The organism is Saccharothrix obliqua (assembly GCF_019375475.1).
Classification (GTDB): domain Bacteria; phylum Actinomycetota; class Actinomycetes; order Mycobacteriales; family Pseudonocardiaceae; genus Actinosynnema; species Actinosynnema obliqua.
The window spans coordinates 562,376-586,995 of the sequence record NZ_JAHXGQ010000004.1 but is presented as its reverse complement, the minus strand read 5'-3'; the positions used below and the strand labels follow the sequence as shown (position 1 = coordinate 586,995).

Genomic DNA, 24,620 nt, shown 5'->3' with positions numbered 1-24,620 from the left:
CCGCCACCGGTGGCATGAGTCGGTTCGGGGGACGGGGGCTCCCGGGGCGGCCGCCGGAGTACCGCATGGCGGCGACCCGAAGCCTCGACCCGTGGCGACCAGGAGCCGCTACCCGGCGGCCGGGAGCGCTGTCACCGGTGTGCCCAGCAGCAGGCGCGCCGGGAGGCGGCCGCTACCGGCGGCGGTCCGGGGAGCCGCTCACCGGCGGCGGTCGGGCGGCGTCTCGATCGCGGCGTTCGCGACCGGCGCGGTTGGCCTTACCGGGGTGGTCGGCGGTGGCGCGAACCGGGGGAGTGGCGGGGCGAGACCGACATGTGTGCGCTCCATCCTCGTGGACTACACGGGCATCCGCGGCCGGTGTCTGACTCCCGGATCACCGCGCGACCCCGGCTTCCCCGACCGACGTCGTCGCGGTCTCGCGCTCCCCGGTCACAGTGGCGGGACCGTGCCGGATTCGCACCGGCTTCCCTGCACCGCGGACCTGGAGACACCATAAGGTAGGACGTCCGAGCATGTCGACCAGCGACATGATCCCGGTTTCCCATTCGCTGCGCGGCGGGCGGAGCCGCGGGCCGCCACGTGGGCGGAAACCGCGTGGCGCGGGCCAGGAGTCGGTCCCGTCCAACACGTTCTCCTACTACGACCACGTCCTGGACACCGATTTCCTGGTCGGCGCGGTACCGGAGCGCTGGACCGGCGCGGCGCTGGAGGTGTCGGCGCGCACGGCGGTCGAGGCCGTCTCGGCGATGCCCGCGTTGCGGGGTTCGGCCGGGGCGTCGGGCCGGGCGTGCACGACATCCACTCGCCCCGCGTGCCCGGTGAGGACGAGGTCGCCGAACTCGTCGCCGCCGCGGCGTGGTCCGTGCGGGCGACCGGTTGTGGGTCGGCGCGGCCCGCCGCGTTCGCGCGAGCCTCGGCACGCCGAACGGCTGATTGACGCCTGCCGCCCGGGTGACAAGCTGGGCGGACCAACCGAATGCGTGGTGGCGGGGGAAGTCCGGTGCGAACCCGGCGCTGACCCGCAACGGTGTGCCGCCCCCTCACCGGGGGCGGCGAGCCCGAGTTCCCGCACCACGCCTGCCCACCGACTCCTGTCGTGGTTCGCGGGAAAGGGTTCAACCGTCCATGAGACGTGGTCTTCTCGCCGTTGTCGCACTCCTGCTCGGCCTGGCGCTGCCGGCTCCGGCCGCCGCCACGCCGAGCACCCACAACCACGCCGACGCCGCCGCCGGGTGGCTCGCCCGTCAGATGGCCGACGGCGAGCGCATCGAGGTCGACTTCGGCGGCGTGCGCTACCCGAGCCAGGGCATGACGATCGACGCGGTCTTTGCGTTCGCCGCCGCCCGTACGGCCGACGATTACGCCGATCGCGCGATCGCGTGGCTCGCCCGACCCGACGTGACGACCGGCTACGTCGGTGCCGACGGTGAGGCGTACGCCGGTGCGCACGCCAAGCTGATGCTCGCCGCGCAGGTGGCGGGGAAGGACCCCGCCGCGTTCGGCGGCGTGGACCTCGACGCCGGGTTGCGCGCGTTGCTCACGCCTTCCGGCCGTTTCTCCGACGTCTCCGCGTTCGGCGACTACAGCAACGCGTTCAGCCAGTCGCTGGCCCTGCTCGCGCTGGACCGCACGGCGGCGGGCGTGCCGGGGTCGGCGGTGGACTTCCTGGTCGGGACGCAGTGCCCGGACGGCGGCTTCCCGCTCGACCTCGCCGCGACGCCGTGCGTGAGCGACGTGGACTCCACCGCCATGGTCACCCAGGCGTTGCAGGCGGTGGGCAGGCACGGCCGGGCGCAGCAGGGCCTGTCCTGGTTGGTCGGCGTTCAGCACGCCGACGGCGGGTTCGGGATCGGCGTGTCCAACGCCAACAGCACCGGCCTGGCCGGTCAGGCGCTCAAGGCGGGCGGGCGGCTGTTCGCGGCGCACCGGGCGAAGCAACTCCTGGTGGGTCTCCAAGTGGGTTGCTCCGGGCCGGTCGAGCAGCGGGGCGCGATCGCTTACCAGGCGACGGGAGCGGACCCGGCCACGATGGTCAAGGCGACGACGCAGGGCGTCCTCGGCCTGGCCGGTCGGCCGTTGTTCCGGTTGCACAGCGGCGGAACGGCCGACGCCCCGGTGCTGGCCTGCCCGTGACCTGGCACAAGTCGAACCGCAAGACGCTGCGGGCCAACCGAACCACCCGCACGGTCGAAGACCTTCCTCAACGCACGCGAGTCCAGCCTCGGGTGCTGAAGGTGGTCGCGGCGCGGTAGGCGTGGATGCCGGCGGCCGGGTAGTCGATGAGCCGGTCGGGCAGGTTGTCGAGGGGGAACCAGCGGACCGCGGAGCACTTGTCGGGTTCCCGGTTGGTCGGTGCCCCGACCCAGCGGCGGGTTTCGAAGAAGAGTCCGAGGCGGGGTTCGGGACCCGAGCCGTTGACGTGGAGGGTGTGGACCAGGCGCAGGTCGGCGGGGTCGAGGTGGACGCCGACTTCCTCTTCGGCTTCGCGGGCGGCGGCGTCGAGGACGGACTCTCCCGCGTCGAGCTTGCCGGAGGGCAGGTGCCACAGGCCGTCGAAGAGGGGGTTGGTGTCGCGGCGCCGGGTGAGCAGGATGTCGTCGTCGCGGACGAGGAGGACGTGGACGTCGATCAGGTGTCGGTCGGCCATGGGTCCTCGTAGATCGCGGTTCGAGACCCGGCGCAGCTTACGCGGTCTGTGATTCGCCTGGTGGACCGGCCGCCAGTTGTGCGATTCGTTGGGTGATCATGTCGACGACCTGCTCTGTCGTGGTTTTCGTCGTATCAATCGCGAATACCGGGTAGTCGCGTTGGATCAGGCGGTGAGCGGTGTCCGCGTACAACTCGGCTTCCGCCCGGCTGGTGGTGATGCCGGCTTCGAAGCGGCTGTGCGCGCCGCGCTCGTGGATGCGTCGGACGGCGAGGTCGGGGATGTCGGCGGCGGCTACCGGTTGTCGGACAATCGCCCTGTCGTCGAAACGATGAGGTCAAGACCAGGAGATCCTGCGGAAATCTTGAGGAGAACCTTCTACCCTGATTGAGTGGTCAATCGTCGGGAAACGCTTGCGGCCTGCTGATCTTTTCGTGCTTGGGCTAGCGTGTCCGCTCCGGGAACTGGAGGGGGCGTGATGGGACGGCGGGAGTCGCTGCAACGGCAGCGGATCAAGGTCGGGCTCAGCCAGGAACGCCTCGGCGAGGCGGTCGGCGTCAACGCCCGTACTGTCCGCACTTGGGAATCCGGAACTAGTACCCCGATGCCCGAACAGCGCCAACCCCTCGCCCACGCCCTCCAAGTCGACGCCGATCAACTAGACCGACTCCTCGCCGGACAACCCGTCGATGACAGTTCGGGACATGTTGAAGGCGGGCCTGTCGAACAACTACGGATGCGGTTGGATCAGGCGTTCTCGGACACCACGTCCGCTGCGAGGTTGGAGGTGGTCGAGCAGCAGGTTCTTGACCACCTCACGGCATACACGCGTATCGGTCCGAGCGAGGCGTTGGCTTCGTTGATCCCCGATCTCACGGAGGTTCATGCGCTGGCCGTGCGCCGCCTTCCGCTCGCGGTGCACCGAAAGCTGTCGGTTGTCCTCACCATGTTGACCTTGCTGGTGGCCGACGCCCACATGAGGCAAGGGTGTATTCCCCGAGCACGTCGTTGGTACCGCACGGCGTTGCTGGTCGCTCATGATGCCGAGGATTCACTGCTGGCAGCGCTGGTGTTGGCCCAGCAGACGATGTTGGCGTACTACTACCAAACGCCGGATCAGGCAGTGGTCTTGGCGCGCCGGGCGCGTGAGCTGACCGCCGGTCGGGTCTGCGACGCAGCCGCGTTGGCCGCTGCCGCCGAGGCTCGCGCATTGGGCAGGCTCGGTGACGCACGCGGTGTGCACGAAGCGCTCACCGACGCCCGCCGCCTGACCGACCAGCTCGACTCGCGCACGGGCGACGATCCCCACGCCGCCTACCGCTTCAGCCACGGCCGGCTCGCCCTCTACACCTCCGGCGCGCTGTCGAACCTCGGCGACGTCGCACGGGCCCGCGCCGCCCAGGATCACGCCTTGACGACCTACGCGGCCGAGCCCCGACTGGTGATCGACCCGGCACTGATCCAACTGGATCGCGCGGTGCTCGAAGCCACCACCGGTGACCCGCTCGATGGCGTCACCTTGGCCTTGACCACCCTCTCCGAGCTGAAGCCGGATCAGCGGACCGCGGTCGTGCTCACTCGCGCCCGCGACGTCGTCACCGAGGTCTCGCCCCGTACCTACGGTGCGATGGGAGAGACCGTGGAGCGGTTGCGTGAACTCACCGCGTGGTGACGGCGTCGAGGTCGCGACCGTGCACACCGCCGGTTGTGCGGTCGGCTCCCTGCGCCGGGTGGTCTTCGGGACACTGGGTGTGTGACCTCACGGCCGTACGAGGCGACCGAACACGACTTCACCGTCGACACCACCCGCCCGGTGCTCGACCGGGCGTGCCGCGCCGCCGGTCTGAACAACCGGCACGTGTCCCTGCTGCGCCACCACAGCAACGCCGTCTATCTGGTCGGCCAACCGCCTCGTCAGGTGGTGGTCAAGATCGGCAGGCCCCGTCCCGACCGCGCACGAGACCTCCACGACGCCCGGGCGATGGTCGAACTGACCGGCTGGCTGAGCCGGCATGGCGTCCCCGCGACCGGACTGCTGGACACCATCGCCCAACCGCTGCACATCAACGGCCACGTCGTCACCCTCTGGCACTACCTGCCTCAACACCGACCCATGTCCACCGCGGCCATGGCGGCCCCGCTGAGGGCACTGCACGAAGCACCCCTACCGCCGATCGCCCGACCTCGACTCGATCCCCACGCGGCGATCACGCGGTCGATCGCCGCCAGCCGCATCCTCAGCACACGCCAGCAAACCCTGCTCCTCGACCGGCTCGACCGACTGACACCCGTAGCGGCGGCCTTGCGAACCACGCCTCCTCGACTCATCCACACAGACCCCCAACACCGCAACACGCTATGGCGGGCCCATGACCAGGCCGTGTTGTGCGATTTGGACGATGTCACCGTCGGTCCCGTCGAATGGGACCTGGTGACGATCGAGATCCACTGCCGGAGGTTCGGTCACTCCGACTACGACGCCTTCTGCCGCGCCTATGGACGCGATGTGCGTGACTGGTCCGGCTACCGCGCCCTGAGGGACCTGCGGGAGCTGCGCATGGTCACCACCAACGCCCGCAAGTCGGCGCCGAACACCCACCAAGCCGCCGAGGTACTACGCCGCATCGAACGACTGGACGGCGCAGCGGACGAACGCTGGCGCATCCTGTAGCACCGACAAGGGCGGACCCGTACACCGCACCCGGCGGCTGGTCGCCAACGTCGCCGGCGCCCGGCGCGCGCGGGAGCTGCTGGGCGTCTTGATCGGCGCGTCCACGGCTACCCGATCGCTACATTCGAGCGGTGATCCCACCTGACCCCACCCGTCTTATGGTGGGCGGCGCAGCGCGCGGATTGGGCCTGGACGCTGGTGGGTTGCGGCTGCTGCACCACCACGCCACCACGGTGTACCTGCTGCCCGCGGCCGACGCCGTCGCTCGGGTGCACATCGGCGACCCGGCCGCTGCCCAACGCGGCGTGGCCGTCGCCCGCTGGCTGACCGACCAGGGCTACCCCGCTGCCTGGCAGCCAGCCGATCGTCGTCAACGACGGTCTGGTCACGTTCTGGACCCACTACCCGCAACCGAATCCGGTGCCACGCCCCGATCCCGCCGAGTTGGGTGTCCTGCTGCGCCGGTTGCACCGCCTCCCGCCGCCGCCGGTCGACCTGCCCGCCTACCGGCCGCTGGCCTCCCTCCGTGCCGTGGTCGCCACGGCCGCCTGCCTGTCCGCCGACGACAGGGCTTGGCTCGTCCACGCCGCCGACAGCCTGCTGGCCTACTACGGCACCCTTGAATTCGGCTTGGGCAGTGGTCACCTGGGCAATCTGTTGTTCGACACGATCGGCGGTCGGTGGCTTCTGGGTGACTGGGACGAGACCGCCACCGGTCCACGCGAACTGGATCTGGCCAACACCTACCAGGGCATCCGCATGGGCCGCACGACCGCCGAACTGGACCGCTTCGCTCAAGCCTACGGACACGATTTGCGTGACTGGCCCGGACTCGCGACCCTGCGCGGCCTGCGTGACCTGCACAGCCTCGGCGCCTTCATCCGCCGCGCCGACCACGGCGACGACCAAGCCGCCGCCGTACTGCGTCACCGCCTCCACCTCCTGCGCAACGGTGACACCACCACCCCATGGCCCACCCCGTGACGAGCCGGACACTGCTACACCATGCTGTGTCCTACCTCGATCGGGTGGTCAGAACTCAAGGGCCGCCTTGAGACGTGCCAGCTTCTTCGTGTCCGGACTAGCGTGTTCGGCTCGGGAGGCGGAGGGCCGTGATCATGGGACGGTGGGGCTCGCTACAACCGTTCGGCAGGAAGCCCGAGGCCGCTTCGTGAGCCGTGTGGCTCGGTTGGGTGCGGTCGAGCGCAAGGCGGACGAGGCGGTTGCGGTGCTGTGGCAGGCGGAGCAGCTGTGGGTCGAGGCGTACGCCGGTTTGGCGCGGGCGCTGCACGGTTCGACACGTCACGACCTGGCCGCCGAGTGGACCGCTGTGGGCGGCGTCGCGCCCGAGGATGCCTTCACGGCGTTGCAAGGCGTGTTTGTCGCGTGGAGGCAGGCGTTGGACGTGCTCGCCGACCGCCTCCGGGAACCCGCGGCTGTACCGTCACCAGCTGGCCACACGCCCGTGCGAAGGGATCCATCCCCGCCACGGCGGAGTGCCGAGACAGCGGCCGATGTGCCGGTGCCAGGCGGGAACAGCGACGGGCACGTCATCGCCCGTGACGGATCCCGTTACCCCGCACAGGCCCGGTGGGCCGTGGAGGACCTGCCGCGCCGGGTGGCCCGCGGGAATGAAGGGGAGAAGACCGTGGGCCGCGTGCGCGTGGGCGCCGTCGACCAGGGCGTGATGACCTCGGGTAGGGACGGCACCTGGACTCCGGCCGTCGATGCCCGCATGGCGCAACTCGGCATCGCCACCCCGCTGCGGTTGGGCAGGCACGTGGAGATGAAGGTCGCCCACCTGCTGGTGGACACGCCCGCCACGCACGCCGAGGTCGTGATCAATCATCAGACCTGCGGTTCGCCGGGCTTCGTGCTCGGCGCGGCAGCCTGTTACCAGGTGCTGCCGAGGTATCTTCCCCAGGGCAAGGTGCTGACCGTGTACGGCACCACGGCGAACGGCGAACCGTTCGTCCGCACCTACGAAGGACAGGCATGACCGGACACGCGCCCTTGTGGGGCGAGCAGACCGGCCGGGTCTTCGTCGACGTCACCGCCTACGACACACCCGACGAGTTGATCGCGCTGCTGCTGGCCGCCAATCCCGCGAACGGCTCGCAAGTCGGGCGCGCGTGGTTCCTCCGTGCCGGCACCGAGGAGAACCTGCCCACGCTCACGGTCGGGATGCGCGGCGAGATCGGCGCGGCGGAGTGGACCGACCTCGCGGCCGGTACCCGGTTCGTGCCGGCCGACGGCCTGAACCCCGACTGGGTGGACTACTTCCTGTGGGGTGGCATCGACCAGGGAATGCCCCCGCGGGCGGAACTGGCGACCGAACGGATCCTGCCGATCGTGGCGGAGTTCGCCCGCACCCGGCGGAAACCGATGTGCGTGCAATGGATACCCGAGGAGAGCTGAGCGTCCGGCTGTTCGGGATGCACAGGACCCTCTTCGGAATAGGTGTGGACCCGCCCGGTGACGGCGTCGAAGCCCAATCCCGGTGAACAGTATTCTCTGCAAGATCACCGGGTTATCGCCGCTTGGTGACCTCGTCCGGCCGCGCTGCGAACGGTTGACTGTGAATCAACGGCACCCGACGCCGCGCGTGTTTCCGGCAGACCGCTCCTGCCTCCATGTTCGACACAGCGGTAGCCATATCCCTGCGTCGGGTGCCTCCACAATCACTCGGAGGTGGGCACAGTGGTCGCTATCGCCGTTGACGATTCACCGTCGTCCCGCCCGACGAACACCAAGGATCCGCCCGACCAGGCACCGGCGGTGAGGGGCATCGGCGTCGAGCCGCCCGACAGCGACCAGGTACCGGCCGCCCTGATCCGGCGGCGACGGAGCCGACCGTGATCGGGTCAAGCGAAGGGTACTGGGACGCGAACGGACTCGGGACCGGCGACCGTCCGCGGCCGGGAACACGGGTCACGATCGTAGGCGGCCCGTACACGGGAAAACCCGGCACCCTCACCAGCAACCTGTCTGCCAACCGACGCGCGACCAAGCAGCAGCTGGAGGCGGTATGTCAAGCGCCCGGAGATACGGCCATGCCGCCGTGATCGCGTCGTGAGCACCGCGCACAGCGCCGCCGCCGTGGCCGTGCCGGCATTCCGGGGGACTTCGGCAGATCACCATCCTCCAATTTCAAACTCGACTGCCTACGGAAAGGCACAGCAGATGAGCCGGGAAACCACGCCGAGTGAGTCCGCGGGCTTGACCCCGCGGGCGCTTCGTCCCCAGTTCGCAGCGGAGGCTCCGCGGTTGTTCGCCGTCGCCCAGGAGTACGACGCCCGCGAGCCCCGGGTGGTCGCGTGGGGGATCGCGTTCACCGACCGGGCGGAGATCGTGTCGGCGAGCGGCGGGTTCCGTGTGAGCACCGACCGCCCCGAGGGTGCGTTGAGGTACTTCGCAGATGACCACGGCGACGTCGTCGGCACCTACCTCCTCCTGGACGCGAGCTTCGAATGCACGGGAGTTGCCTAGCCCGGGCGACGTGATCGCGGCGCTGTCGAACGCCGACGACGCCGCGATCGCGTTGTGGGAGCAGCTCTGGCGGGCGCTGCCCGCCGACGCGGACGAGTCCTGGTGCCGCTGGCTCTACGAGTGCTCGGCCCCGCTGTCGGCGGCGCACTCCTCGTCCCGGGAACTCGCGCGGGCACTGCGGGCGGGCGCCGAGATGTTGCGGGACCGGGGAGTGCTCCGGCAAGCCGCCGCGCTCGGGGTGCGGGAACTGGCGATCCGGCGGCTGCTGGACGAACCCGACCATCACACCGACGCACTGGACTCCCTGGCCCGGACCTACCGGGCGCAGCACCGGATGCACCGGGCCATCGGGTGCGCCGACGAGGTGCTGGAACTCAACATCCGCCACGGCCGCCCCACCGGAGTCGCGCACGCGCTCGCCCGGCTCGGTGCGCTGATGATCGAGGTGGGTCGGGCGGACTCGGCGGTGAACTACCTGACCCGCGCGGATAAGGCGTTCGGCACTCTCGACGCCGAGGAGGAGCGGACTCGCATACGGGTCGATCTGGGTCGGGCACTGTGGCTGGGCGGCGACGAAGCCGCCGGCAGACGCAGACTCCGCCGCACTTTGCCCTACCTGCCCACCTCCGATGCGCACCGCGTCCGGCGACTTCTCGACCTGCCCACCGGCAGCACGCATAACCGACGCGAGCCGGGCGGTGGCTGACCGAACCGGTCGCCCTGTCAGTCTCCAGCGAAGGACCTCGGCCATGCACGGCGCGACCGCCGACACCCAGAGCCGGGTGTGGACGCACCTGTGCCCGCCGGCCGGCGATGGCTGCGCGAGGAGGCGTTGCCCACAGGCCCCGCCTGGCCCTCCGTCGAGTCGTGCGATACGTCGGCGTGGTGGACGGCTGCGGTCACGTCGTTGGGGCACGGTCGTGGACGGATTCCAACCCGACCGCTGGGACTACCTCGAAACCCCGAATCAGCCTGGCCGGCGTCGCCGTGAGCACGTACGCACCCCGCTGACTTCCGCCGGAACGGCCAACCGCGCGCACGTCGGGGGTGCCGGACGCGATCGGTGTCTCCGACGAGCACGGCGGCGGGGTACGGCGCGGCGACGAACGCCGCGCCTGCCCCGTTCGCTACGGTGCCGGCGATGCCTGACCGGTGACCTCGTTGGTCGACCGGCTCACCGGAATGTCGTTACAGGCCGCCGCGCTTGGAGGGGAACGCGGTCAGCCGGGCCACGACGGTGTCGGGGTCGTCGGCGGCGACCAGTTCCACCGGTTCGTCCAACTGGTAGGAGTCGCCCCGGGATGGGAACCCGGTGAGGGTCGCGGAGGTGCTCATGGGTCGCCGGGTGACCAGGATGATCTGCTCGCCGTCCACGACCAGGGTCGCGGTGAAGTCGAACAAGTCCTGGTGCTTGAGCCTCGGCGGGTACCTCTGCGCGTACCGCAGGCTGCTCATCGGGTCGGTGTCCTCGTCGGTCTGCTCCAGCACGAACTCGCCCTCGTCGGTGTCCGCGGCCATCCTGAACCCGATCATCCGCAGGCCCACCGCCTCGTACGCGCCGTCGGGGTGCACCTCGACGCGGTACTTCATACCGCCCCTGAAGGTCAGCGTCCGGGACGTGCCCCCGATCTCCAGGACGCTTCCCTCCGCGATCGCCGAGCAGGGGATTTCCGCGCCGACAGGCGGCAGACCGCTCATTCGGTTCCTTCCGGTGGAGACGGGTCACGCGATGTCGATCTTATTCAAGCGGTCGTCCCGCCCACCGCGACTAGCTTTCCGACGGGTTCACCCGATCGGCGCGCCTGGCACGGGTGGGCACGGCACACGGGGGCCGATCCCGTGTGCCGTGTTGCCGACGGCCAACACGGCCCGTCGCAGCTCTTGATCGACCCGGACGCCCTCACCGGTGAATTCTCCGACGTTGGCAGGGCCTCCGCCGACGCCGGGCTGGTGTGCCCTGGTCCACCCGGCGCAACGGGGGGGTGCGCCGCTCACCACCCGGTTTTCTGCCCAAACGGTTGCCCGGCGACCTGCTGCGGGTAGCGGTGTGCCAGCGCGGTTCGGGAAGACCGCGGGCGGTGGCCGGGGTGCAAGGACGCCGCCCGGCACCGGTGGTGCCGATCACCGCGTCGGGGAAGCGGCCTTACACGTGGACGTCGCCCTCGACTTCCGCACCGACCGCCCCATCGGGCTGGGCGTCCAGGGTGGTGAAGCCCGGCTCGGCGCAGGTGGTAGCCGGCGGCCGGTCCTGCCTGGCCGCTGCCGAACACAATCCCTAACCGAGGGCCACGGTGAGCAGCACGACGGAATCCGTCAACGCGGTGATCCCGTGCCGCAGCCGTGGCACGGGCATCAGGTGGTTGCGGTTGAGGAGCCACTCCGCGTCGTGCGTGTGCAATCGGACCTGGCCGGTGATGATGTAGAGGGTCGCCGCCGGTGGTGCGTCGTGTTCGCCGAGTTCCGCCCCGCCGGCGAGGGCGATGAGCGTCGCACGCTGCCGGACACCGGTGACCAGGGTTCGGGCGGCGCGCCGGGCGTCGTGCGCACGGGCTTCGTCGAGCAGTTCAACGGACAGCGCGCCGATCTCCGCGACGTCGGGGTGCGCCGTCATCGCACGCGCTCCCAACCACGCCGCGGCGCGCGGTTGCCGAGGTGCTGGTCCCGGCTGCGGTAGACGATGTACGGGCGGGTGAGGTAGCCCAGCGGCAGGGAGAAGACGTGCACCAGGCGGCTGAACGGCCAGAACGCGAACAACGCCCAGGCCGCCAGGGCGTGCAACCGGAAACCCAGCGGTGCGGCGGCCATGAGGTCCGGGTCGGGTTGGAAGTAGAAGATCGACCGGAACCACGGTGACACGGTTTCGCGGTAGTCGTGCGGCTGGTCGGTGAGGTTGCCCAGCACGGTGGTGCCCAGGCCCAGGAGGATCGTGCCGAGCAGCAGCACGTACATGACCTTGTCGTTGCGCGTGGTCGCGGAGAACACCGGGCCCACGGTGCGGCGGCGGTAGACCAGGATCGCCGCGCCCACGAGCGTGCAGAGCCCGGCCAGCGCGCCGAGACCGACGGCCACGACGTGGTAGGCGGTGTCGCTGACGCCGACGGCCTCGGTCCAGGACTTGGGCACCAGCAGGCCGCCGACGTGGCCGAGCGCCACCAGCAGGATTCCGAAGTGGAACAGCGGGCTGCCCAGCCGCAGCAGGCGGCTCTCGTAGAGCTGCGAGGAACGGGTGGTCCAGCCGAACTTGTCGTAGCGGTAGCGCCACACGTGACCGACGATGAACACCGCGATCGAGGCGTAGGGCACGGCGACCCACAGCAGGACGTCCCACGCGTTCATCGACGGCCTCCGGGGAACAGGCGGTCGGGCGCGATCGTCGGGGCAGTGAACGGAGCCAGGCCGACCTCCTCCTCCGGCGGTCCCGCGGCGGCCAGCCGGGCGACTGCCTCGTGCTCCTCGCCGCCCAGCGGCGGGAGGGTCGCCGAGACCGAGGCCAGCACGTGCGCCCACGGCGACCGGCTCTCCCGCAGCCCCAGCCGCATCAGCTCCAGCCCGGCCCGGTGTTCCAGCAACAGGCGCTCGCCCGCGGTCGCGTTGCCGGAGGCGGCGAACTCCAGGACGACGGCGAGGTGGTCGGGCAGCTCGTCGTCGCCCAGTTCCAGGCCCGCGGCGCGGTAGGTCTGCTTGAACCGCAGCAAAGCCATGCCGCGCTTGCGGGTGTCGCCGTACGCGAAGTACGTCAGGTACGGGCTGAACCGCTTGCGGTGGTCGAAGGTCGCCACGTAGTCGGCGGCCAGTTCGGTGAGCGGTGTGGCGGCGGCGTGGTCGAGGAAGGCACGCAGCGGGGCGCCGAGCGGCGCGGGCAGCGTCGCGGTCGCCGCGCGCAGCAGCGGGAACCGGCCGAGCAGCTGCTCGTCCGGGTAGCCCATCAGCAGCGACTGGACCTGCCAGGCGGTCGCGCGGTGCGCGTCGGGCGGTGTCACGGCCGGGGCTCCACTTCTCCCGCGGGGTCGCCGCCACCGGGACGCTCCGCCGGTCGCGGTGGGAACAGGCCCTCGGGGTGGCCCTTGCCGTCCCAGTTGAGCAGGTTGACCCGGTTCTCCTTGTCCACCGGGCCGGCGACGGTGTCGGCGGTCTGCCGGTTCCGCAGCATCCGGAAGTTCTCCACCGCGATGGGCGGCGCGCCGCCGGAGTTCTCGCCGAACGGCCCCCAGCCGCCCATGCCGGGCCCGCCCTCGTAGTCCAGGCTGCACTCGGTGGCCAGCTCCTCCAGCCCGTGCGCCAGTTCGGCGTGGGCGGGCGGGATGACGTACCGCTCCTCGTACTTGGCCAGGGCGAGGAGCCGGAACATGTCGCGCACCTGGTCGCCGGTCATCCCGACGGAGGCCGCGATCGCCTCGCGCGGCGCGCGGCCCAGGTTGATGTCGCGCATGTACGACCGCATCGCGGCCAGCTTGCGCAGCACCGCGTCGACCGGCCGCACGTCGCCCGCGGTGAACAGCCCGGCCAGGTACTCGACGGGTATCCGCAGCGCGTCGATGGCGGCGAACAGGTTGTCCCGGTCCTCGGCGTCGTGCCCGGTGTCGCGGACGACGTCGACCACGGGGGACAGCGGCGGGATGTACCAGACCATCGGCATCGTGCGGTACTCCGGGTGCAGCGGCAGCGCCAGCCGGTACTTGCTGATCAACGCGTGGACCGGCGAGCGCCGGGCCGCGTCGACCCAGTCGTGGGGTATGCCCGCGCGTTCCGCCTCCCGCACCACGACCGGGTCTTCGGGGTCGAGGAACACCCGGCGCTGCGCCTCGTACAGGTCCTTCTCGTCCGGGGTGGACGCCGCGGCCGACACCCGGTCGGCGTCGTAGAGCACCAGACCGATGTACCGCAGGCGGCCGACGCAGGTTTCCGCGCACACGGTGGGGATGCCGACTTCGACGCGGGGGAAGCAGAACGTGCACTTCTCGGCCTTGCCGGTGCGGTGGTTGAAGTAGACCTTCTTGTAGGGGCAGCCGGAAACGCACATCCGCCAGCCCCGGCAGCGGTCCTGGTCCACCAGCACGATGCCGTCCTCGCTGCGCTTGTAGATGGCGCCCGAGGGGCACGACGCCGCGCACGACGGGTTGAGGCAGTGCTCGCAGATCCGGGGCAGGTAGAACATGAACGTCTGCTCGAACTCGAACCGGACCTTGTCCTCGATGCCCTTGAGCACCGGGTCGAGGTGCCCGTGGTCGGGCGCGCCGCCGAGGTCGTCGTCCCAGTTGGCCGACCACGTGATCTTCGTGTTCTCACCGCTGATCAGGGAACGCGGCCGGGCAACGGGCGGGTGCCGCTGGAGCGGGCTGTTGGTGAGGGTGTCGTAGTCGTAGGTCCAGGGCTCGTAATACTCGTCGATACCGGGCAGCTTGGGGTTGGCGAAGATGGTGAGCAGCTTGCGCAGCCGCCCGCCGCCCCTGAGCTTGAGCCGCCCGCGCCTGCCGAGCACCCAGCCGCCGCGCCAGCGCTCCTGGTCCTCGTAGTCGCGCGGGTAACCCTGCCCGGGGCGGGTTTCCACGTTGTTGAACCACACGTACTCGACGCCGGCGCGGTTGGTCCACGCCTGCTTGCAGGTGACCGAGCAGGTGTGGCACCCGATGCACTTGTCGAGGTTCATCACCATCGCCAACTGGGCCATCACGCGCATCAGTAGGTCACCTCCTGGTCGCGGCGGCGGATGACGGTGACCTCGTCGCGCTGGTTGCCGGTGGGTCCCAGGTAGTTGAAGGCGAACGAGAGCTGGGCGTAGCCGCCGATCAGGTGGGACGGTTTGATCAGCAGGCGGGTCAGCGAGTTGTGGATGCCGCCCCGCTCGCCGGACGCCTCCGCGATGGGCACGTCGATCAAGCGGTCCTGGGCGTGGTGCATGTACACGGTCCCCTCGGGCATCCGGTGCGACACGACGGCGCGGGCGACGACGACGCCGTTCCGGTTGACCGCCTCGATCCAGTCGTTGTCGGACACGCCGATCCGCTGCGCGTCCACAGTGGACAGCCAGATGGTCGGGCCGCCCCGGGACAGGCTGAGCATGAACAGGTTGTCCTGGTACTCGGAGTGGATCGACCACTTCGAGTGCGGCGTCAGGTAGCGCACGGCGAGCCCGGCGCCGCGGGCCGCGCCCTCCCGCCTGCCAAGCGGTGGTTCGGCGAACAACGCGGTCATGTCCAGCGGCGGCCGGTACACCGGCAGCTGCTCGCCCAGCTCCGCCATCCAGTCGTGGTCGAGGTAGAAGTGCTGCCGCCCGGTGAGCGTGTGCCACGGCTTGAGGCGTTCGACGTTGATGGTGAACGGCGAGTAGCGCCGCCCGCCCGCCTCCGAGCCGGACCACTCGGGTGAGGTGATCACCGGCACGGGCGCGGACCGCGTGTCGGCGAACGTGATCCGCTTGCCCTCGTGCTCGGCGGCGAGGTCGGCCAGCCGGGTGCCGGTGCGCTTCTCCAGCACGCGGAAGCCCTGTGCGGCCAGGTGCCCGTTGGTGGTGCCGGAGAGCGCCAGGATCGCCTCGCACGCGTGCACGTCCCGGACCAGCGAGGGCCGGCCGTCGGCCGGGCCGCCGCGGACCGCGCCGTTGAGGTCGCGCAGGCGCTCGACCTCGTGTCCCACGTCGAACGTCACGCCCTTGGTGGTGGCGCCGAGCGATTCGGCCAGCGGACCCAGCGCGCCCATCTTCGCCGCGACCGCGGGGTAGTCGCGCTCCACGACGGTGATCCGGGGCATCGTGACACCGGGTACGGGCGCGCACTCGCCCGCCTTCCAGTCACGCACGCGGCCGTGCGGGTTGGCCATCTCGTCGGGCGTGTCGTGCATCAGCGGTGTCGCCACGACGTCCTTGCGCACGCCCAGGTGCCGTTCCGCCAGGGCGCTGAACGCCCGCGCGATCGTCTGGAAGGCGTCCCAGTCGGTGCGCGTCTGCCACGGCGGGGCGATGGCGGGGTTGAACGAGTGCACGAACGGGTGCATGTCGGTGGTGTTGAGGTCGTGCTTCTCGTACCAGGTCGCCGCGGGCAGCACGACGTCGGAGAAGATCGTCGTGCTGGTCATCCGGAAGTCCAGCGTCAGCAACAGGTCCAGCTTGCCGACCGGCGCTTCGTCGTGCCACACCACCTCCTTCGGCCGGGCGTCGGGCGGCGCTTCCCCGGCCCGCAGCGAGTTGTCGGTGCCGAGCAGGTGCCTGAGGAAGTATTCGTTGCCCTTCGCGGAGGAACCCAGCAGGTTGGCCCGCCAGATGCTGAGCACGCGCGGGAAGTTCTCCGGCGCGTCCGGGTCCTCGCACGCGAACCGCAACCGCCCGGCGGTCAGCTCCCGCACGACGTGGTCCGCCGCCGACGCGCCGGAGCGCTCCGCGTCGTCCGCCAGGTCGAGCGGGTTGCGGTCGAACGTCGGGTAGGACGGCATCCAGCCCATGCGCGCGCTCTGCGCGATGACGTCCGCGGTCGTGCGACCGGCCAGCCGCCCGCCCGCGGTGGCGGCGGCCAGGGCGTCGGCGGCGAAGTGGTCGTAGCGGAACTGGTCGGTGTGCAGGTACCAGTAGGCGGTCTGCACCATCTGGCGCGGCGGGCGCGACCAGTCCAGCGCGAACGCCAGGTGCGACCAGCCGGTGACCGGGCGGCACTTCTCCTGCCCGACGTAGTGCGCCCACCCGCCGCCGTTGACGCCCTGGCAGCCGGTCAGCGCGGTGAGCGCGAGGAACGCCCGGTAGGCGGTGTCGGCGTGGAACCAGTGGTTGACGCCCGCACCCATGATGATCATCGACCGGCCGCGGGTCTCCTCGGCGTTCGCGGCGAACTCCCGCGCGATCCGCGCCGCCGCGTCGGCGGGCACCCCGGTGATCCGCTCCTGCCAGGCGGGCGTGCCGGGTTCGTCGCCGTCGTCGTAGCCGGTCGGCCACCGCCCGGGCAGCCCCGCGCGCTGGACGCCGTACTGGGCCAGCAGCAGGTCGAACACGGTGGTGACGAGGTGCCCGCCGACCCGCTTGACCGGCACGCCCCGCCGCACGACACCGGCCCGGTCGAACCGGGGCAGCTCCAACTCCACCACCTGGTGCGGTTCGCGAGCGCAGGACAGCAGCGGGTCGACGTCGCCCAGGTCGAGGTTCCAGCGCCCGACGCCCTGCTCCCCGAAGCGGAAGCCGAGCGAACCGCCGGGCACGACCGGTTCGCCGGCCGCGTCGAGCAGGACGGTCTTGAACGCCGCGTTCTCCACGTCCGCGTGCTCGTCGAGGTCGGCGGCGGTCAGGAACTTCCCCGGCACCCGCACCCCGTCCCGCTCCGCCACGCGGACCAGGAACGGCAGGTCGGTGAACCGCTTGACGTAGTCGGTGAAGTACGGGACCTGCCGCTCCACGAAGAACTCGCGCAACACGACGTGACCCATGGCCACGGCCAGCGCGCCGTCGGTGCCGGGCCGGGCGGCAAGCCACTCGTCGGCGAACTTGACGTTGTCGGCGTAGTCCGGCGACACCGCCACGACCTTCTGGCCGCGGTACCGCGCTTCGACCATCCAGTGCGCGTCCGGGGTGCGGGTGACCGGGAGGTTGGAACCCCACATGACCAGGTAGCCGGCGTCCCACCAGTCACCGGACTCCGGCACGTCGGTCTGGTCGCCGAACACCTGCGGCGACGCCACCGGCAGGTCGGCGTACCAGTCGTAGAACGACAGCATCGTGCCGCCCAGCAGCGACACGAACCGCGCGCCCGACGCGTGCGACACCGGTGACATCGCGGGGATCGGCGAGAAGCCGGCGACCCGGTCGGGCCCGTACCGCCGGATGGTGTGCACGTGCGCCGCGGCGACCAGCTCGACGGCCTCGTCCCACGAGGCCCGCACCAGACCGCCCTTGCCCCGTGCCGCCTTGTACCGCCGCGCGCGCTCCGGGTCCGACACCACGGACTCCCACGCGGCGACCGGGTCGCCGGTGCGTGCCCTGGCCTCCCGGTACATGTCCAGCAGGACGCCGCGCACGTACGGGTAGCGCACGCGGGTCGGCGAGTAGGTGTACCAGGAGAAGGCGGCCCCGCGCGGGCACCCGCGCGGCTCGTACTCCGGGCGATCCGCGCCGACCGAGGGGTAGTCGGTCTGCTGCGCCTCCCACGTGATGATCCCGTCCTTGACGTAGATCTTCCAGGAGCAGGACCCGGTGCAGTTGACGCCGTGGGTCGAGCGCACGACCTTGTCGTGGCTCCACCGGTCCCGGTAGAACTCGTCCGCCTGCCGCCCGCCCACCTGGTACAGCGCGCGCAGGTCGGGCGAGACCTCGGCGCGGGTGAAGAACCTCCGGGTGCGCACCAGCGCCTCGGCGGGACCGGGTCCGGGGGTGGGCTGGGCTTCGGTGCTCACCGGGTGGCTCCTGGCGGTCGCGGCACGGGTCCGGGCGAGTGCTCGGTCGCGGTGGTGGTGGCCAGGCCGCGCCGCACGGTGGTCACGGTCAGCACGAGCGTGGCGGCGGCTACCGCGGCGAGCGCGGCGAACCCGAGCGCGTAGGAGTCGAACGCCCCGTAGAGGGCGCCCATAACCAGCGGGGGCAGGAAGCCGCCCAGCCCGCCGGCGGCGCCGACCACACCGGTGACCGAGCCGACCTCGTTACCCGGCACCAGCAACGCCACCAGGGCGAACACCGCCCCGCTGCCCGCGCCCAGCGCGGCGGCCATGGCCAGGAAAGCCGTGGTGCCGACCGGTGCCAGGGGCGGCGTGAACGCCTGCACCGCCGCCGCGACGGCGACCACGGCGAACACCGCGACCAGCACCCGCACCGGGTCCAGCCGGTCGGACAGCCAGCCGCCCACCGGGCGCATCACCACGGCGAGCAGCACGAACCCGGCCATCCGGTTCGCCGCGTCGGCCTGGGTGAGCCCGTACGCGGCCTGGAGGTACGCGGGCAGGTAGACCGAGAACGCCACGTACCCGCCGAACGCGACCGCGTACAGCCAGGACGCCTGCCACGTCACCGGCATCCGGGCGGTGTTGCCGAGCCGGCGCGCCACCGAACCCGCCGGTGCCGTCCGCCCGGGCGCGTCCCGCAGCAGCACCGCGGCGACGACCGCGTAGACCGCCAGCACCACCGCGGTCACCACGAACGGCGTGGCCACCCCGCCGGAGTCCACCAGCCGCACGGTCGTCAGGGCGCTGATCGCGGTGCCGCCCATGCCCGCGCCGAACACGCCGATCGCCAGCCCGCGGCGGTGGGGCGGGAACCAGGCGTTGACGAACGGCACGCCGACCGCGAACGCCGTGCCGCCCACACCCAGGAAGAAGTCGCCGACCAGCAGCGCGGCCAGCGAACCGTGGCCGACCAGACCCAGGAACAGCACCGGCAGGATGGTGACCGCCGAGACCACCGGGAACACCAGCCGCCCGCCGAAGCGGTCGGTGAGCGCGCCGACGGGTATCCGGCCCACCGACCCGACCACCACGGGGACGGCGACCAGCAACGCCTGCTGGAAGCTGCTGAGCCCCAGCGAGTCCTTGAACAGCGGACCCAGCGGGCTCAGCAGCGCCCACGCCCAGAAGTTGACCGCGAACCCCACCGTGGCCAGCACCAGCATCAGCACCCGCGGCCCGGTCGAGCCGGGCGCGTCGTGCGGTGCGCGGCGTGCTGTCGTCATCGGTGTCCCCGGCCGTCGTCCACGTGGTCGCCCGGAGCGGGCACACCCCAGCGTGAGCCACTGGCGGGCAGGCGCAACAGGACCGACGACCTTGCACCCAGGAGGACGACGCGCCCAGGAGGACGACGTGCCCGGGAGGACGACGGCCTCAGCCCTCGACGTCGATGACCGCCTTGCCGCGCAGCTCGCGGTTCGCCAGCAGGCGCAGCGCGTCGTCCGCCCGGTGCCACGGCACCCGGTGGTCGACCTGCGGGTGCAGCCTGCCCGCCGCCGTCAGGCGGACCAGGGTCGCCAGGTCGTCGTCCCACCGGTCGCCGGTGCCGTAGACGGTGAACTGGCGCAACGCGACCGACTCGTACCCCTGGAAGAAGGCGAAGAAATCCAGGGTGACCGGCGTGCCGGACGCCTGCCCGAACCACAGCGCGAGACCACCCCGGCGCAGCTTGGCCAGCGCGGACGTCAGGTGCGTGCCGCCGACGGACTCCAGCACCACGTCGAACGGCGCGCGGGCGTCCGCGACGTCGTGCACCACCTCGGCGCCCAGTTCCGGCAGCCGCTGCCACGGCTCGGTGGGCGCGGCGACCGCGGTGACCTCCGCTCCCGCCGCGGCGGCGAGTTCCACCACGTAGTGGCCGACCCCGCCGGTCGCGCCGGTGAGCAGCACGCGCCTGCCAAGTAGCGGACCGGCCGCGCGGACCAGGCGGGCGGCGGTGGTCCCGGCGGTCGGCAGCGCCGCCGCGGTGGCGAAGTCGACCCCGGGCACCAGCGCGGCGACGCGGTCGGTGGCGACGGCCGCGTACTCCGCCCACCCGCCGCCCGCGGGGGAGTGGCCGACGACCCGGTCACCGACCGCCGGGCCGCTGCCGTCGGCCGCGGCGGCGACCACCACGCCCGCCACGTCGTCACCTGGCCGCCACGCCTCGTGCGGGCGCAGGCGGGGCGCGCTGGTCAGGTACAGCAGGTCGGCGCGGTTCAAGGACGACGCCACGACGCGCACCACCGCCTCGTCGGCGGTGGGCGCGGGATCGGGCACCTCGGCGGGTGCGACCAGCACGTCGGGCTCTCCAGTGGGGACCAGGGCACGCATGGGCAACGCTCCGTTCTCACTTGCGGATACCTGGTCACCGTAGGAAAGTGGCGCACCACCAGGAAGAACGCACTTTTCGGCACGAAAGGCACCCCGAGGTGAGCAACCAGGTCGAGAGCCCGGCCGAGGCGCCGGACGTGATGCGCGCCAACACGGTGGCCCGCGAGATGTTCGACCGGATCGCCGACCGCTGGGCGCTGCTGGTGATCAACGCGCTCGGCGCGGGCACCCTCCGGTTCTCCCGGCTCCACGAGGTCGTGGAGGGCGTCAGCCACAAGATGCTCACCCAGACCCTGCGCGGCCTGGAGCGCGACGGCATCGTGCGGCGCCGCGTCCACCCGACGTCGCCGCCGCGGGTGGACTACGCGTTGACCGGACCCGGCGCCGAACTGCTGCGCGCGGTCACCGCGATCTGCGGCTGGACCCGCGACCACATCACGCACATCGAGACGGCGCGCGAGGAGTTCGACGCGCGGCGCTCCGCCGAGGTCAGGTGACCGGCACGATCCGCGCGTCCACCAGCACACCGTCCCGGATGTCGAGCAACCCGATGGTGCCGTGCGGCTGGCGGCGGCGGTCGGTGGGCGAGCCCGGGTTGAAGATCCGCACGCCGTCGCCGGTCTCGTCCAGCGGGATGTGGGAGTGGCCGAACACCACCAGGTCGGCGGTCGGGAAGCGGCGGCGCATCCGGGCCGTGCGGCCCTTCGCGGGGCCGCTGTCGTGGATCACCGCCACCCGCACGCCGTCCAGTTCCACCTCCGCGGTCTCCGGCGCGCCCCACGCCGCCACGTCCGGCCCGTCGTTGTTCCCCGACACCGCGACGACCGGGGCGTAGTGCCGCAACTCGTCCAGCACCGAGGGCACGCACACGTCACCGGCGTGCAGGACGAGGTCCGCGCCCCGCAGGTGCTCGGCCACCGCCGGCGGGCAGGACTTCCAGCGCCGGGGCGCGTGCGTGTCGGACAGGACGACCACCTTCATGCCCACGGTGGTACCCGCGACGGGGACCGCCCACGCACGGCGGAACAATCCGGTGTGGACTATTCCCACGTTCGTCGTGTTAGCGTCACGGCGCCATTTCACGCCGTGGAGGAGCTATATGACGTCCCCGCCCTGGGTGGTCGACCCGGAGTCCTGCGCGCTCCTGGTCATCGACATGCAGAACGATTTCGTGCGCGAGGGCTTCCCGATGGCCGTGCCGATGGCGCGTGAGCGGGTGTCGACCATGCGCGACGTCGTCGACACGTGTCGGGGCGCGGGAATCCCCGTGATCTACACGCGGCACATCCTCTACGACACTTTCGACGTGTCGCCCCTGGAGACCGCCTACATCCCCCGCCTGCGGACCGCCGGTATGCGGGCCGGCAGCCACGGCGCGGAAATCATCACCGAACTGGCGCCGGAACCGGGCGACGTGGTCGTGGAAAAACACCGCTACGACGCCTTCCACAACACGCCGTTGCAGAGCGTGCTGAACACCGTCCGGGGCCTGCGCCGGATCGACACGGTGATCATCATCGGGACGTTGACCGAAGCGTGTTGCGAGTCCACGGCGCGCAGCGCGTACATGCGTGATTACAAAGTCGCATTCATCGGCGACGCGACCGGCGCCCTGTCGGACTCGGCCCAGGAGGCCACGCTCCGCTCCATCCGCACCTTCTTCGGCCGGGCGCTGTCCGCGGCCGAGCTGTCCGCCGAACTCCGCGGCTGAGCCGGGTCATCCGTTCCGGTGACGTGCGCCCGGTTCCGTTTGAACGGGCGCGGTGCGGGGACGCCGTGGAGGCGTAGAGCGCACGCTCGGGACGAGGGGTGTCCGGATGACGCGAACGGGCGGGTATTCGTTGACGCCGCCGCTGCCGGCCGAGTTGCAGGTGGAGGTGACCGGGTCGTGCAACCTCCGCTGCCGGATGTGCCTGGTCCGGTACGCGCCCGCCGTGGGCCGGGCGGAGGGCGCGCTGTCCTACGAGGACTTCCGGGACCTGGTCGACGGGTTGCCCGAGCTGACCAGGTTGACGTTGCAGGGGTTGGGTGAGCCGCTGCTCGCCCCGCACCTGCTGGACATGGTCCGGCACGCCACCACGCGCGGCGTCGAGGTGGGGTTCAACACCAACGGCGTGCTGCTGGACCGGCGGTGGGCGCGGGACCTGGTCGCGGCGGGCACCGGCTGGGTGCACGTGTCCCTGGACGGCGCGACCGCCGCCACCTACGAGGACGTCCGGCACGGCGGCGCGTTCGAACCGCGGCCGGGCCAGTTCGACCGCGTGGTGGCCAACCTGCGTGCCCTGCTCGCCGAGCGCGCCGCGGCGGGCGCGGCCCGGCCGGTGGTGAAGCTGGTGTTCGTGGCCATGCGCCGCAACATCGCCGAGCTGCCCGACCTGGTGGCGCTGGCGGCCGACCTGGGCGTGGACGAGCTGTGGGTGCAGAACCTCAGCCACTCCTTCAGCGACACCGACCCCGCCGGGCAGTACGCCGCGATCCGCCGGTACGCGGCGCGGGAGAGCCTGGAGACCGATCCCGCGTTGTTCCGGGGCAGCTTCGACGCCGCGGCGGCCGTCGCCGCGGCGCGGGGTGTGCCGCTGCGCCTGCCGCGACTGGCGGAGCACGTGCCCGCCGACCCCGACCGGCCGGGGTGCACGTGGCCGTGGCAGTCCGCCTACGTCACCCACCGCGGCGAGGTGCAGCCGTGCTGCATGGTGATGGGCAGCGACCGGGCCACCCTCGGGCGGCTCGGCGCGGGGTCGTTCGCCGACATCTGGCACGGCGAGGCGTACCGGGCGTTCCGCGCCGGGCTGCGGGACCACCGGCCGGCCGACGTGTGCCGGGGGTGCGCGATGTACCGGGGCGTCTTCTGACCCGGCGGTCAGCTCCGGGCGAGCACGCCGCGCACGAAGGCGGCCTGGCCGACGTGCTGTAGGTCGTCCTCGATCACGCTGACCAGCCGCACGGCCAGCGTCACGGGCGGGTCCCACGACTCGTCGACGACCACGCCGAGGTCGTCCGCGCTCAGGCCGCCCAGGTAGGCCGCGGTCCGCTCGTGCACCGCCCGGTGGTAGTCGAGCAGCAGCCCGGCGGGCACGACGACGGCGGCGACCTCCTCGCCGCGGTGCCCGTAACCGGTGTCGCCGGTCGGCAGCGGCAGGTCGAACCGCGCGGCCCAGCCGTCCGCCGTCCAGACCTGCTCGGTGCCCGCCACCTCGGCCACGTGGTCGTCCTGCACGCGGGTGAGGTGCCAGACCAGCCAGGCGATGGAGTTCGCCGAACCACCGACCCGGTGCGCGAGCTGCTGCTCGGTCAGCCCGTCCAGCACCTGCTCGACGGACTCCCGCACCCGCCCGAACCCGTCCGCCAGCACGTCAACCGCGGTCACCCCGGTCATGAACACCGTCCTCCCGTATGCGGTCACCCACCGCCACGCTACCGGTCGGCGGCACCGGGCGGTGGACAGTCCTTTGTGGATGGTCGGGCGGCCTTCGCCGCCCCGCCCGGTTTCCAGGCCGTTGGACCGCGGCCGAATCCGCCGCGACCTGTGCGCGGAGGATCTATCTAATCGCTTAGAACGTTGCTAGCCTCGGCGGAACGCTCGGGGAGAGCAGGGAAAGTGCACTCGGAGGAAGAGGGACGATGACCAGCCCGTACGAACGCCTGTTCGTGAGGAAGATGCCGAACTGCCTGGAAGACCTCGTCAACGAGGGCGAGGCGGCCGGCGTCGTGGAACCGGACAACGTGGGCCCGGCGCTCGCGCTCATGCGGTCGGCCGAGGTGCCCGAGAGCAAGGTCCACTTGACCTACACGTGGATCAACGAGTGCGACACGCCCGTGGAATGGGTGAAGGAGCACGTGCACGACTACGACGAAGTCCTGATCTGGCACGGCAACGACCCGAACAACGTGGACGACCTCGGCGCGGAGATCTACTTCGACATCGAGGGCGTCCGGCACACCGTCACCACGAGCGGTTCGGTCTACATCCCGGCGGGCACGCGGCACTGCCCGCTCGGCTTCACCCGCGTCGACCGCCCGTTCCGCTTCAGCGCGCTGTCGTTGAGCCCGAACTACGGGTCCGAGCGCCAGGAGTCGTAGGCACGTCCCACCACA

General features: G+C 71.4%; 25 protein-coding genes, 2 pseudogenes and 1 riboswitch. Of the genes and pseudogenes, 15 read left to right on the top strand and 12 right to left on the bottom strand.

Annotated features, from left to right (window positions below; all coding sequences use genetic code 11):
- Positions 1-335: 335 nt before the first annotated feature.
- Positions 336-501: riboswitch (cobalamin riboswitch) on the bottom strand.
- An 11-nt stretch (positions 502-512) separates the two neighbouring features.
- Positions 513-653: pseudogene (locus KZQ38_RS16025) on the top strand (hypothetical protein); the annotation flags it as partial.
- Here the strand turns inward: KZQ38_RS16025 and KZQ38_RS16020 are convergent.
- Positions 638-802 (bottom strand): hypothetical protein, encoded by a 165-nt coding sequence (locus KZQ38_RS16020; RefSeq protein WP_219442792.1) that lies wholly within the window; start codon positions 800-802, stop codon positions 638-640. The pseudogene KZQ38_RS16025 and the gene KZQ38_RS16020 overlap by 16 nt on opposite strands.
- On the opposite strand from KZQ38_RS16020, the pseudogene KZQ38_RS36205 reads away from it, so the two are divergent.
- Positions 740-885, top strand: a pseudogene (locus tag KZQ38_RS36205) (5-methyltetrahydropteroyltriglutamate--homocysteine S-methyltransferase); the annotation flags it as partial. The gene KZQ38_RS16020 and the pseudogene KZQ38_RS36205 overlap by 63 nt on opposite strands.
- Positions 886-1,125: 240 nt before the next feature.
- Positions 1,126-2,133 (top strand): prenyltransferase/squalene oxidase repeat-containing protein, encoded by a 1,008-nt coding sequence (locus KZQ38_RS16010; RefSeq protein ID WP_219442790.1) that lies wholly within the window; start codon positions 1,126-1,128, stop codon positions 2,131-2,133.
- Between the two features lie 67 nt (positions 2,134-2,200).
- Here the strand turns inward: KZQ38_RS16010 and KZQ38_RS16005 are convergent, their stop codons facing one another.
- Entirely contained in the window at positions 2,201-2,647 is a 447-nt protein-coding gene (locus KZQ38_RS16005) for an NUDIX hydrolase (RefSeq protein WP_219442788.1), read from the bottom strand.
- A gap of 88 nt (positions 2,648-2,735) precedes the next feature.
- Here KZQ38_RS16005 and KZQ38_RS16000 point away from each other — a divergent pair, with 88 nt between their 5' ends.
- The 8 genes from KZQ38_RS16000 (at position 2,736) to KZQ38_RS15965 (ending at position 9,513) form a co-directional block, all read left to right on the top strand.
- Positions 2,736-3,038, top strand: a complete 303-nt coding sequence (locus KZQ38_RS16000) for a hypothetical protein (protein WP_219442786.1) — start codon at positions 2,736-2,738, stop codon at positions 3,036-3,038.
- Positions 3,039-3,125: 87 nt separating this feature from the next.
- Complete coding sequence (locus tag KZQ38_RS15995; RefSeq protein ID WP_219442783.1) at positions 3,126-4,319, top strand: helix-turn-helix domain-containing protein; 1,194 nt, start codon at positions 3,126-3,128, stop codon at positions 4,317-4,319.
- 81 nt (positions 4,320-4,400) lie between these two features.
- The gene (locus KZQ38_RS15990; RefSeq protein ID WP_219442781.1) at positions 4,401-5,318 is read left to right on the top strand and encodes an aminoglycoside phosphotransferase family protein; all 918 of its coding nucleotides are present in this window, start codon (positions 4,401-4,403) and stop codon (positions 5,316-5,318) included.
- A 444-nt stretch (positions 5,319-5,762) separates the two neighbouring features.
- Positions 5,763-6,302 carry a phosphotransferase family protein gene (locus KZQ38_RS15985; RefSeq protein ID WP_219442779.1) on the top strand — a complete coding sequence of 180 codons (540 nt, stop codon included), beginning with the start codon at positions 5,763-5,765 and terminating at the stop codon, positions 6,300-6,302.
- A gap of 187 nt (positions 6,303-6,489) precedes the next feature.
- Positions 6,490-7,317, top strand: a complete 828-nt coding sequence (locus KZQ38_RS15980) for a DddA-like double-stranded DNA deaminase toxin (protein ID WP_219442777.1) — start codon at positions 6,490-6,492, stop codon at positions 7,315-7,317.
- A complete protein-coding gene (locus tag KZQ38_RS15975) occupies positions 7,314-7,736 on the top strand; it encodes an Imm1 family immunity protein (protein WP_219442775.1) in 423 nt (140 codons plus the stop codon). The genes KZQ38_RS15980 and KZQ38_RS15975 overlap by 4 nt, the downstream gene beginning before the upstream one ends.
- An 849-nt stretch (positions 7,737-8,585) precedes the next feature.
- On the top strand, positions 8,586-8,807 hold the full coding sequence (locus tag KZQ38_RS15970) for a hypothetical protein (RefSeq protein ID WP_219442773.1): 222 nt from the start codon (positions 8,586-8,588) through the stop codon (positions 8,805-8,807).
- A gap of 10 nt (positions 8,808-8,817) precedes the next feature.
- Positions 8,818-9,513 (top strand): tetratricopeptide repeat protein, encoded by a 696-nt coding sequence (locus tag KZQ38_RS15965; RefSeq protein ID WP_219442771.1) that lies wholly within the window; start codon positions 8,818-8,820, stop codon positions 9,511-9,513.
- A gap of 482 nt (positions 9,514-9,995) precedes the next feature.
- Here KZQ38_RS15965 and KZQ38_RS15960 read toward each other — a convergent pair whose 3' ends face one another.
- The 8 genes from KZQ38_RS15960 to KZQ38_RS15925 all read right to left on the bottom strand — a co-directional run bounded on the left by KZQ38_RS15960 (position 9,996) and on the right by KZQ38_RS15925 (position 20,525).
- Positions 9,996-10,505 (bottom strand): hypothetical protein, encoded by a 510-nt coding sequence (locus tag KZQ38_RS15960; RefSeq protein ID WP_219442769.1) that lies wholly within the window; start codon positions 10,503-10,505, stop codon positions 9,996-9,998.
- Positions 10,506-11,082: 577 nt separating this feature from the next.
- Positions 11,083-11,418, bottom strand: coding sequence for a cupin domain-containing protein (locus tag KZQ38_RS15955; protein ID WP_219442767.1), 336 nt, complete (start codon positions 11,416-11,418; stop codon positions 11,083-11,085).
- Positions 11,415-12,143, bottom strand: a complete 729-nt coding sequence (gene narI / locus KZQ38_RS15950) for a respiratory nitrate reductase subunit gamma (RefSeq protein WP_219442765.1) — start codon at positions 12,141-12,143, stop codon at positions 11,415-11,417. The genes KZQ38_RS15955 and narI overlap by 4 nt, the downstream gene beginning before the upstream one ends.
- Positions 12,140-12,787, bottom strand: a complete 648-nt coding sequence (narJ, locus tag KZQ38_RS15945; protein ID WP_308258428.1) for a nitrate reductase molybdenum cofactor assembly chaperone — start codon at positions 12,785-12,787, stop codon at positions 12,140-12,142. The genes narI and narJ overlap by 4 nt, the downstream gene beginning before the upstream one ends.
- Positions 12,784-14,484, bottom strand: a complete 1,701-nt coding sequence (gene narH, locus KZQ38_RS15940; RefSeq protein ID WP_219442754.1) for a nitrate reductase subunit beta — start codon at positions 14,482-14,484, stop codon at positions 12,784-12,786. Before narH ends, narJ begins: the two co-directional genes overlap by 4 nt.
- Positions 14,484-18,173, bottom strand: a complete 3,690-nt coding sequence (locus KZQ38_RS15935; RefSeq protein WP_219442752.1) for a nitrate reductase subunit alpha — start codon at positions 18,171-18,173, stop codon at positions 14,484-14,486. The genes narH and KZQ38_RS15935 overlap by 1 nt, the downstream gene beginning before the upstream one ends.
- Entirely contained in the window at positions 18,170-19,438 is a 1,269-nt protein-coding gene (locus KZQ38_RS15930) for an MFS transporter (RefSeq protein WP_257901434.1), read from the bottom strand. The genes KZQ38_RS15935 and KZQ38_RS15930 overlap by 4 nt, the downstream gene beginning before the upstream one ends.
- 148 nt (positions 19,439-19,586) lie before the next feature.
- Entirely contained in the window at positions 19,587-20,525 is a 939-nt protein-coding gene (locus KZQ38_RS15925; RefSeq protein WP_219442750.1) for a zinc-binding dehydrogenase, read from the bottom strand.
- 98 nt (positions 20,526-20,623) lie between these two features.
- Between KZQ38_RS15925 and KZQ38_RS15920 the strand changes: the two genes are divergently transcribed.
- Entirely contained in the window at positions 20,624-21,022 is a 399-nt protein-coding gene (locus KZQ38_RS15920; protein WP_308258427.1) for a winged helix-turn-helix transcriptional regulator, read from the top strand.
- Here the strand turns inward: KZQ38_RS15920 and KZQ38_RS15915 are convergent.
- The gene (locus KZQ38_RS15915; protein WP_219442748.1) at positions 21,015-21,506 is read right to left on the bottom strand and encodes a metallophosphoesterase family protein; all 492 of its coding nucleotides are present in this window, start codon (positions 21,504-21,506) and stop codon (positions 21,015-21,017) included. The genes KZQ38_RS15920 and KZQ38_RS15915 overlap by 8 nt on opposite strands.
- Before the next feature lie 118 nt (positions 21,507-21,624).
- On the opposite strand from KZQ38_RS15915, the gene KZQ38_RS15910 reads away from it, so the two are divergent.
- Positions 21,625-22,236: an isochorismatase family protein gene (locus tag KZQ38_RS15910; protein ID WP_219442746.1), complete on the top strand. Its 612-nt coding sequence runs from the start codon at positions 21,625-21,627 to the stop codon at positions 22,234-22,236.
- A gap of 106 nt (positions 22,237-22,342) precedes the next feature.
- Entirely contained in the window at positions 22,343-23,377 is a 1,035-nt protein-coding gene (locus KZQ38_RS15905; protein ID WP_219442744.1) for a radical SAM protein, read from the top strand.
- An 8-nt stretch (positions 23,378-23,385) separates the two neighbouring features.
- On the opposite strand, the gene KZQ38_RS15900 is transcribed toward KZQ38_RS15905, so the two are convergent.
- On the bottom strand, positions 23,386-23,892 hold the full coding sequence (locus tag KZQ38_RS15900) for a mycothiol transferase (protein ID WP_308258439.1): 507 nt from the start codon (positions 23,890-23,892) through the stop codon (positions 23,386-23,388).
- A gap of 254 nt (positions 23,893-24,146) precedes the next feature.
- Here KZQ38_RS15900 and KZQ38_RS15895 point away from each other — a divergent pair, with 254 nt between their 5' ends.
- Positions 24,147-24,605 carry a cupin domain-containing protein gene (locus KZQ38_RS15895; RefSeq protein WP_219442742.1) on the top strand — a complete coding sequence of 153 codons (459 nt, stop codon included), beginning with the start codon at positions 24,147-24,149 and terminating at the stop codon, positions 24,603-24,605.
- The last annotated feature ends 15 nt before the right edge of the window (positions 24,606-24,620 follow it).

Coding starts and splice junctions, on each gene's coding strand:
- narI (WP_219442765.1), bottom strand. CDS start 12,143: ATGAACGCGTGGGACGTCCTGCTGTGGGTCGCCGTGCCCTACGCCTCG.
- KZQ38_RS15960 (WP_219442769.1), bottom strand. CDS start 10,505: ATGAGCGGTCTGCCGCCTGTCGGCGCGGAAATCCCCTGCTCGGCGATC.
- KZQ38_RS15955 (WP_219442767.1), bottom strand. CDS start 11,418: ATGACGGCGCACCCCGACGTCGCGGAGATCGGCGCGCTGTCCGTTGAA.
- KZQ38_RS15905 (WP_219442744.1), top strand. CDS start 22,343: ATGACGCGAACGGGCGGGTATTCGTTGACGCCGCCGCTGCCGGCCGAG.
- KZQ38_RS15930 (WP_257901434.1), bottom strand. CDS start 19,438: ATGACGACAGCACGCCGCGCACCGCACGACGCGCCCGGCTCGACCGGG.
- KZQ38_RS15915 (WP_219442748.1), bottom strand. CDS start 21,506: ATGAAGGTGGTCGTCCTGTCCGACACGCACGCGCCCCGGCGCTGGAAG.
- KZQ38_RS15995 (WP_219442783.1), top strand. CDS start 3,126: ATGGGACGGCGGGAGTCGCTGCAACGGCAGCGGATCAAGGTCGGGCTC.
- KZQ38_RS16005 (WP_219442788.1), bottom strand. CDS start 2,647: ATGGCCGACCGACACCTGATCGACGTCCACGTCCTCCTCGTCCGCGAC.
- KZQ38_RS15975 (WP_219442775.1), top strand. CDS start 7,314: ATGACCGGACACGCGCCCTTGTGGGGCGAGCAGACCGGCCGGGTCTTC.
- KZQ38_RS16010 (WP_219442790.1), top strand. CDS start 1,126: ATGAGACGTGGTCTTCTCGCCGTTGTCGCACTCCTGCTCGGCCTGGCG.
- KZQ38_RS15910 (WP_219442746.1), top strand. CDS start 21,625: ATGACGTCCCCGCCCTGGGTGGTCGACCCGGAGTCCTGCGCGCTCCTG.
- KZQ38_RS15895 (WP_219442742.1), top strand. CDS start 24,147: ATGACCAGCCCGTACGAACGCCTGTTCGTGAGGAAGATGCCGAACTGC.
- KZQ38_RS15925 (WP_219442750.1), bottom strand. CDS start 20,525: ATGCGTGCCCTGGTCCCCACTGGAGAGCCCGACGTGCTGGTCGCACCC.
- narH (WP_219442754.1), bottom strand. CDS start 14,484: ATGCGCGTGATGGCCCAGTTGGCGATGGTGATGAACCTCGACAAGTGC.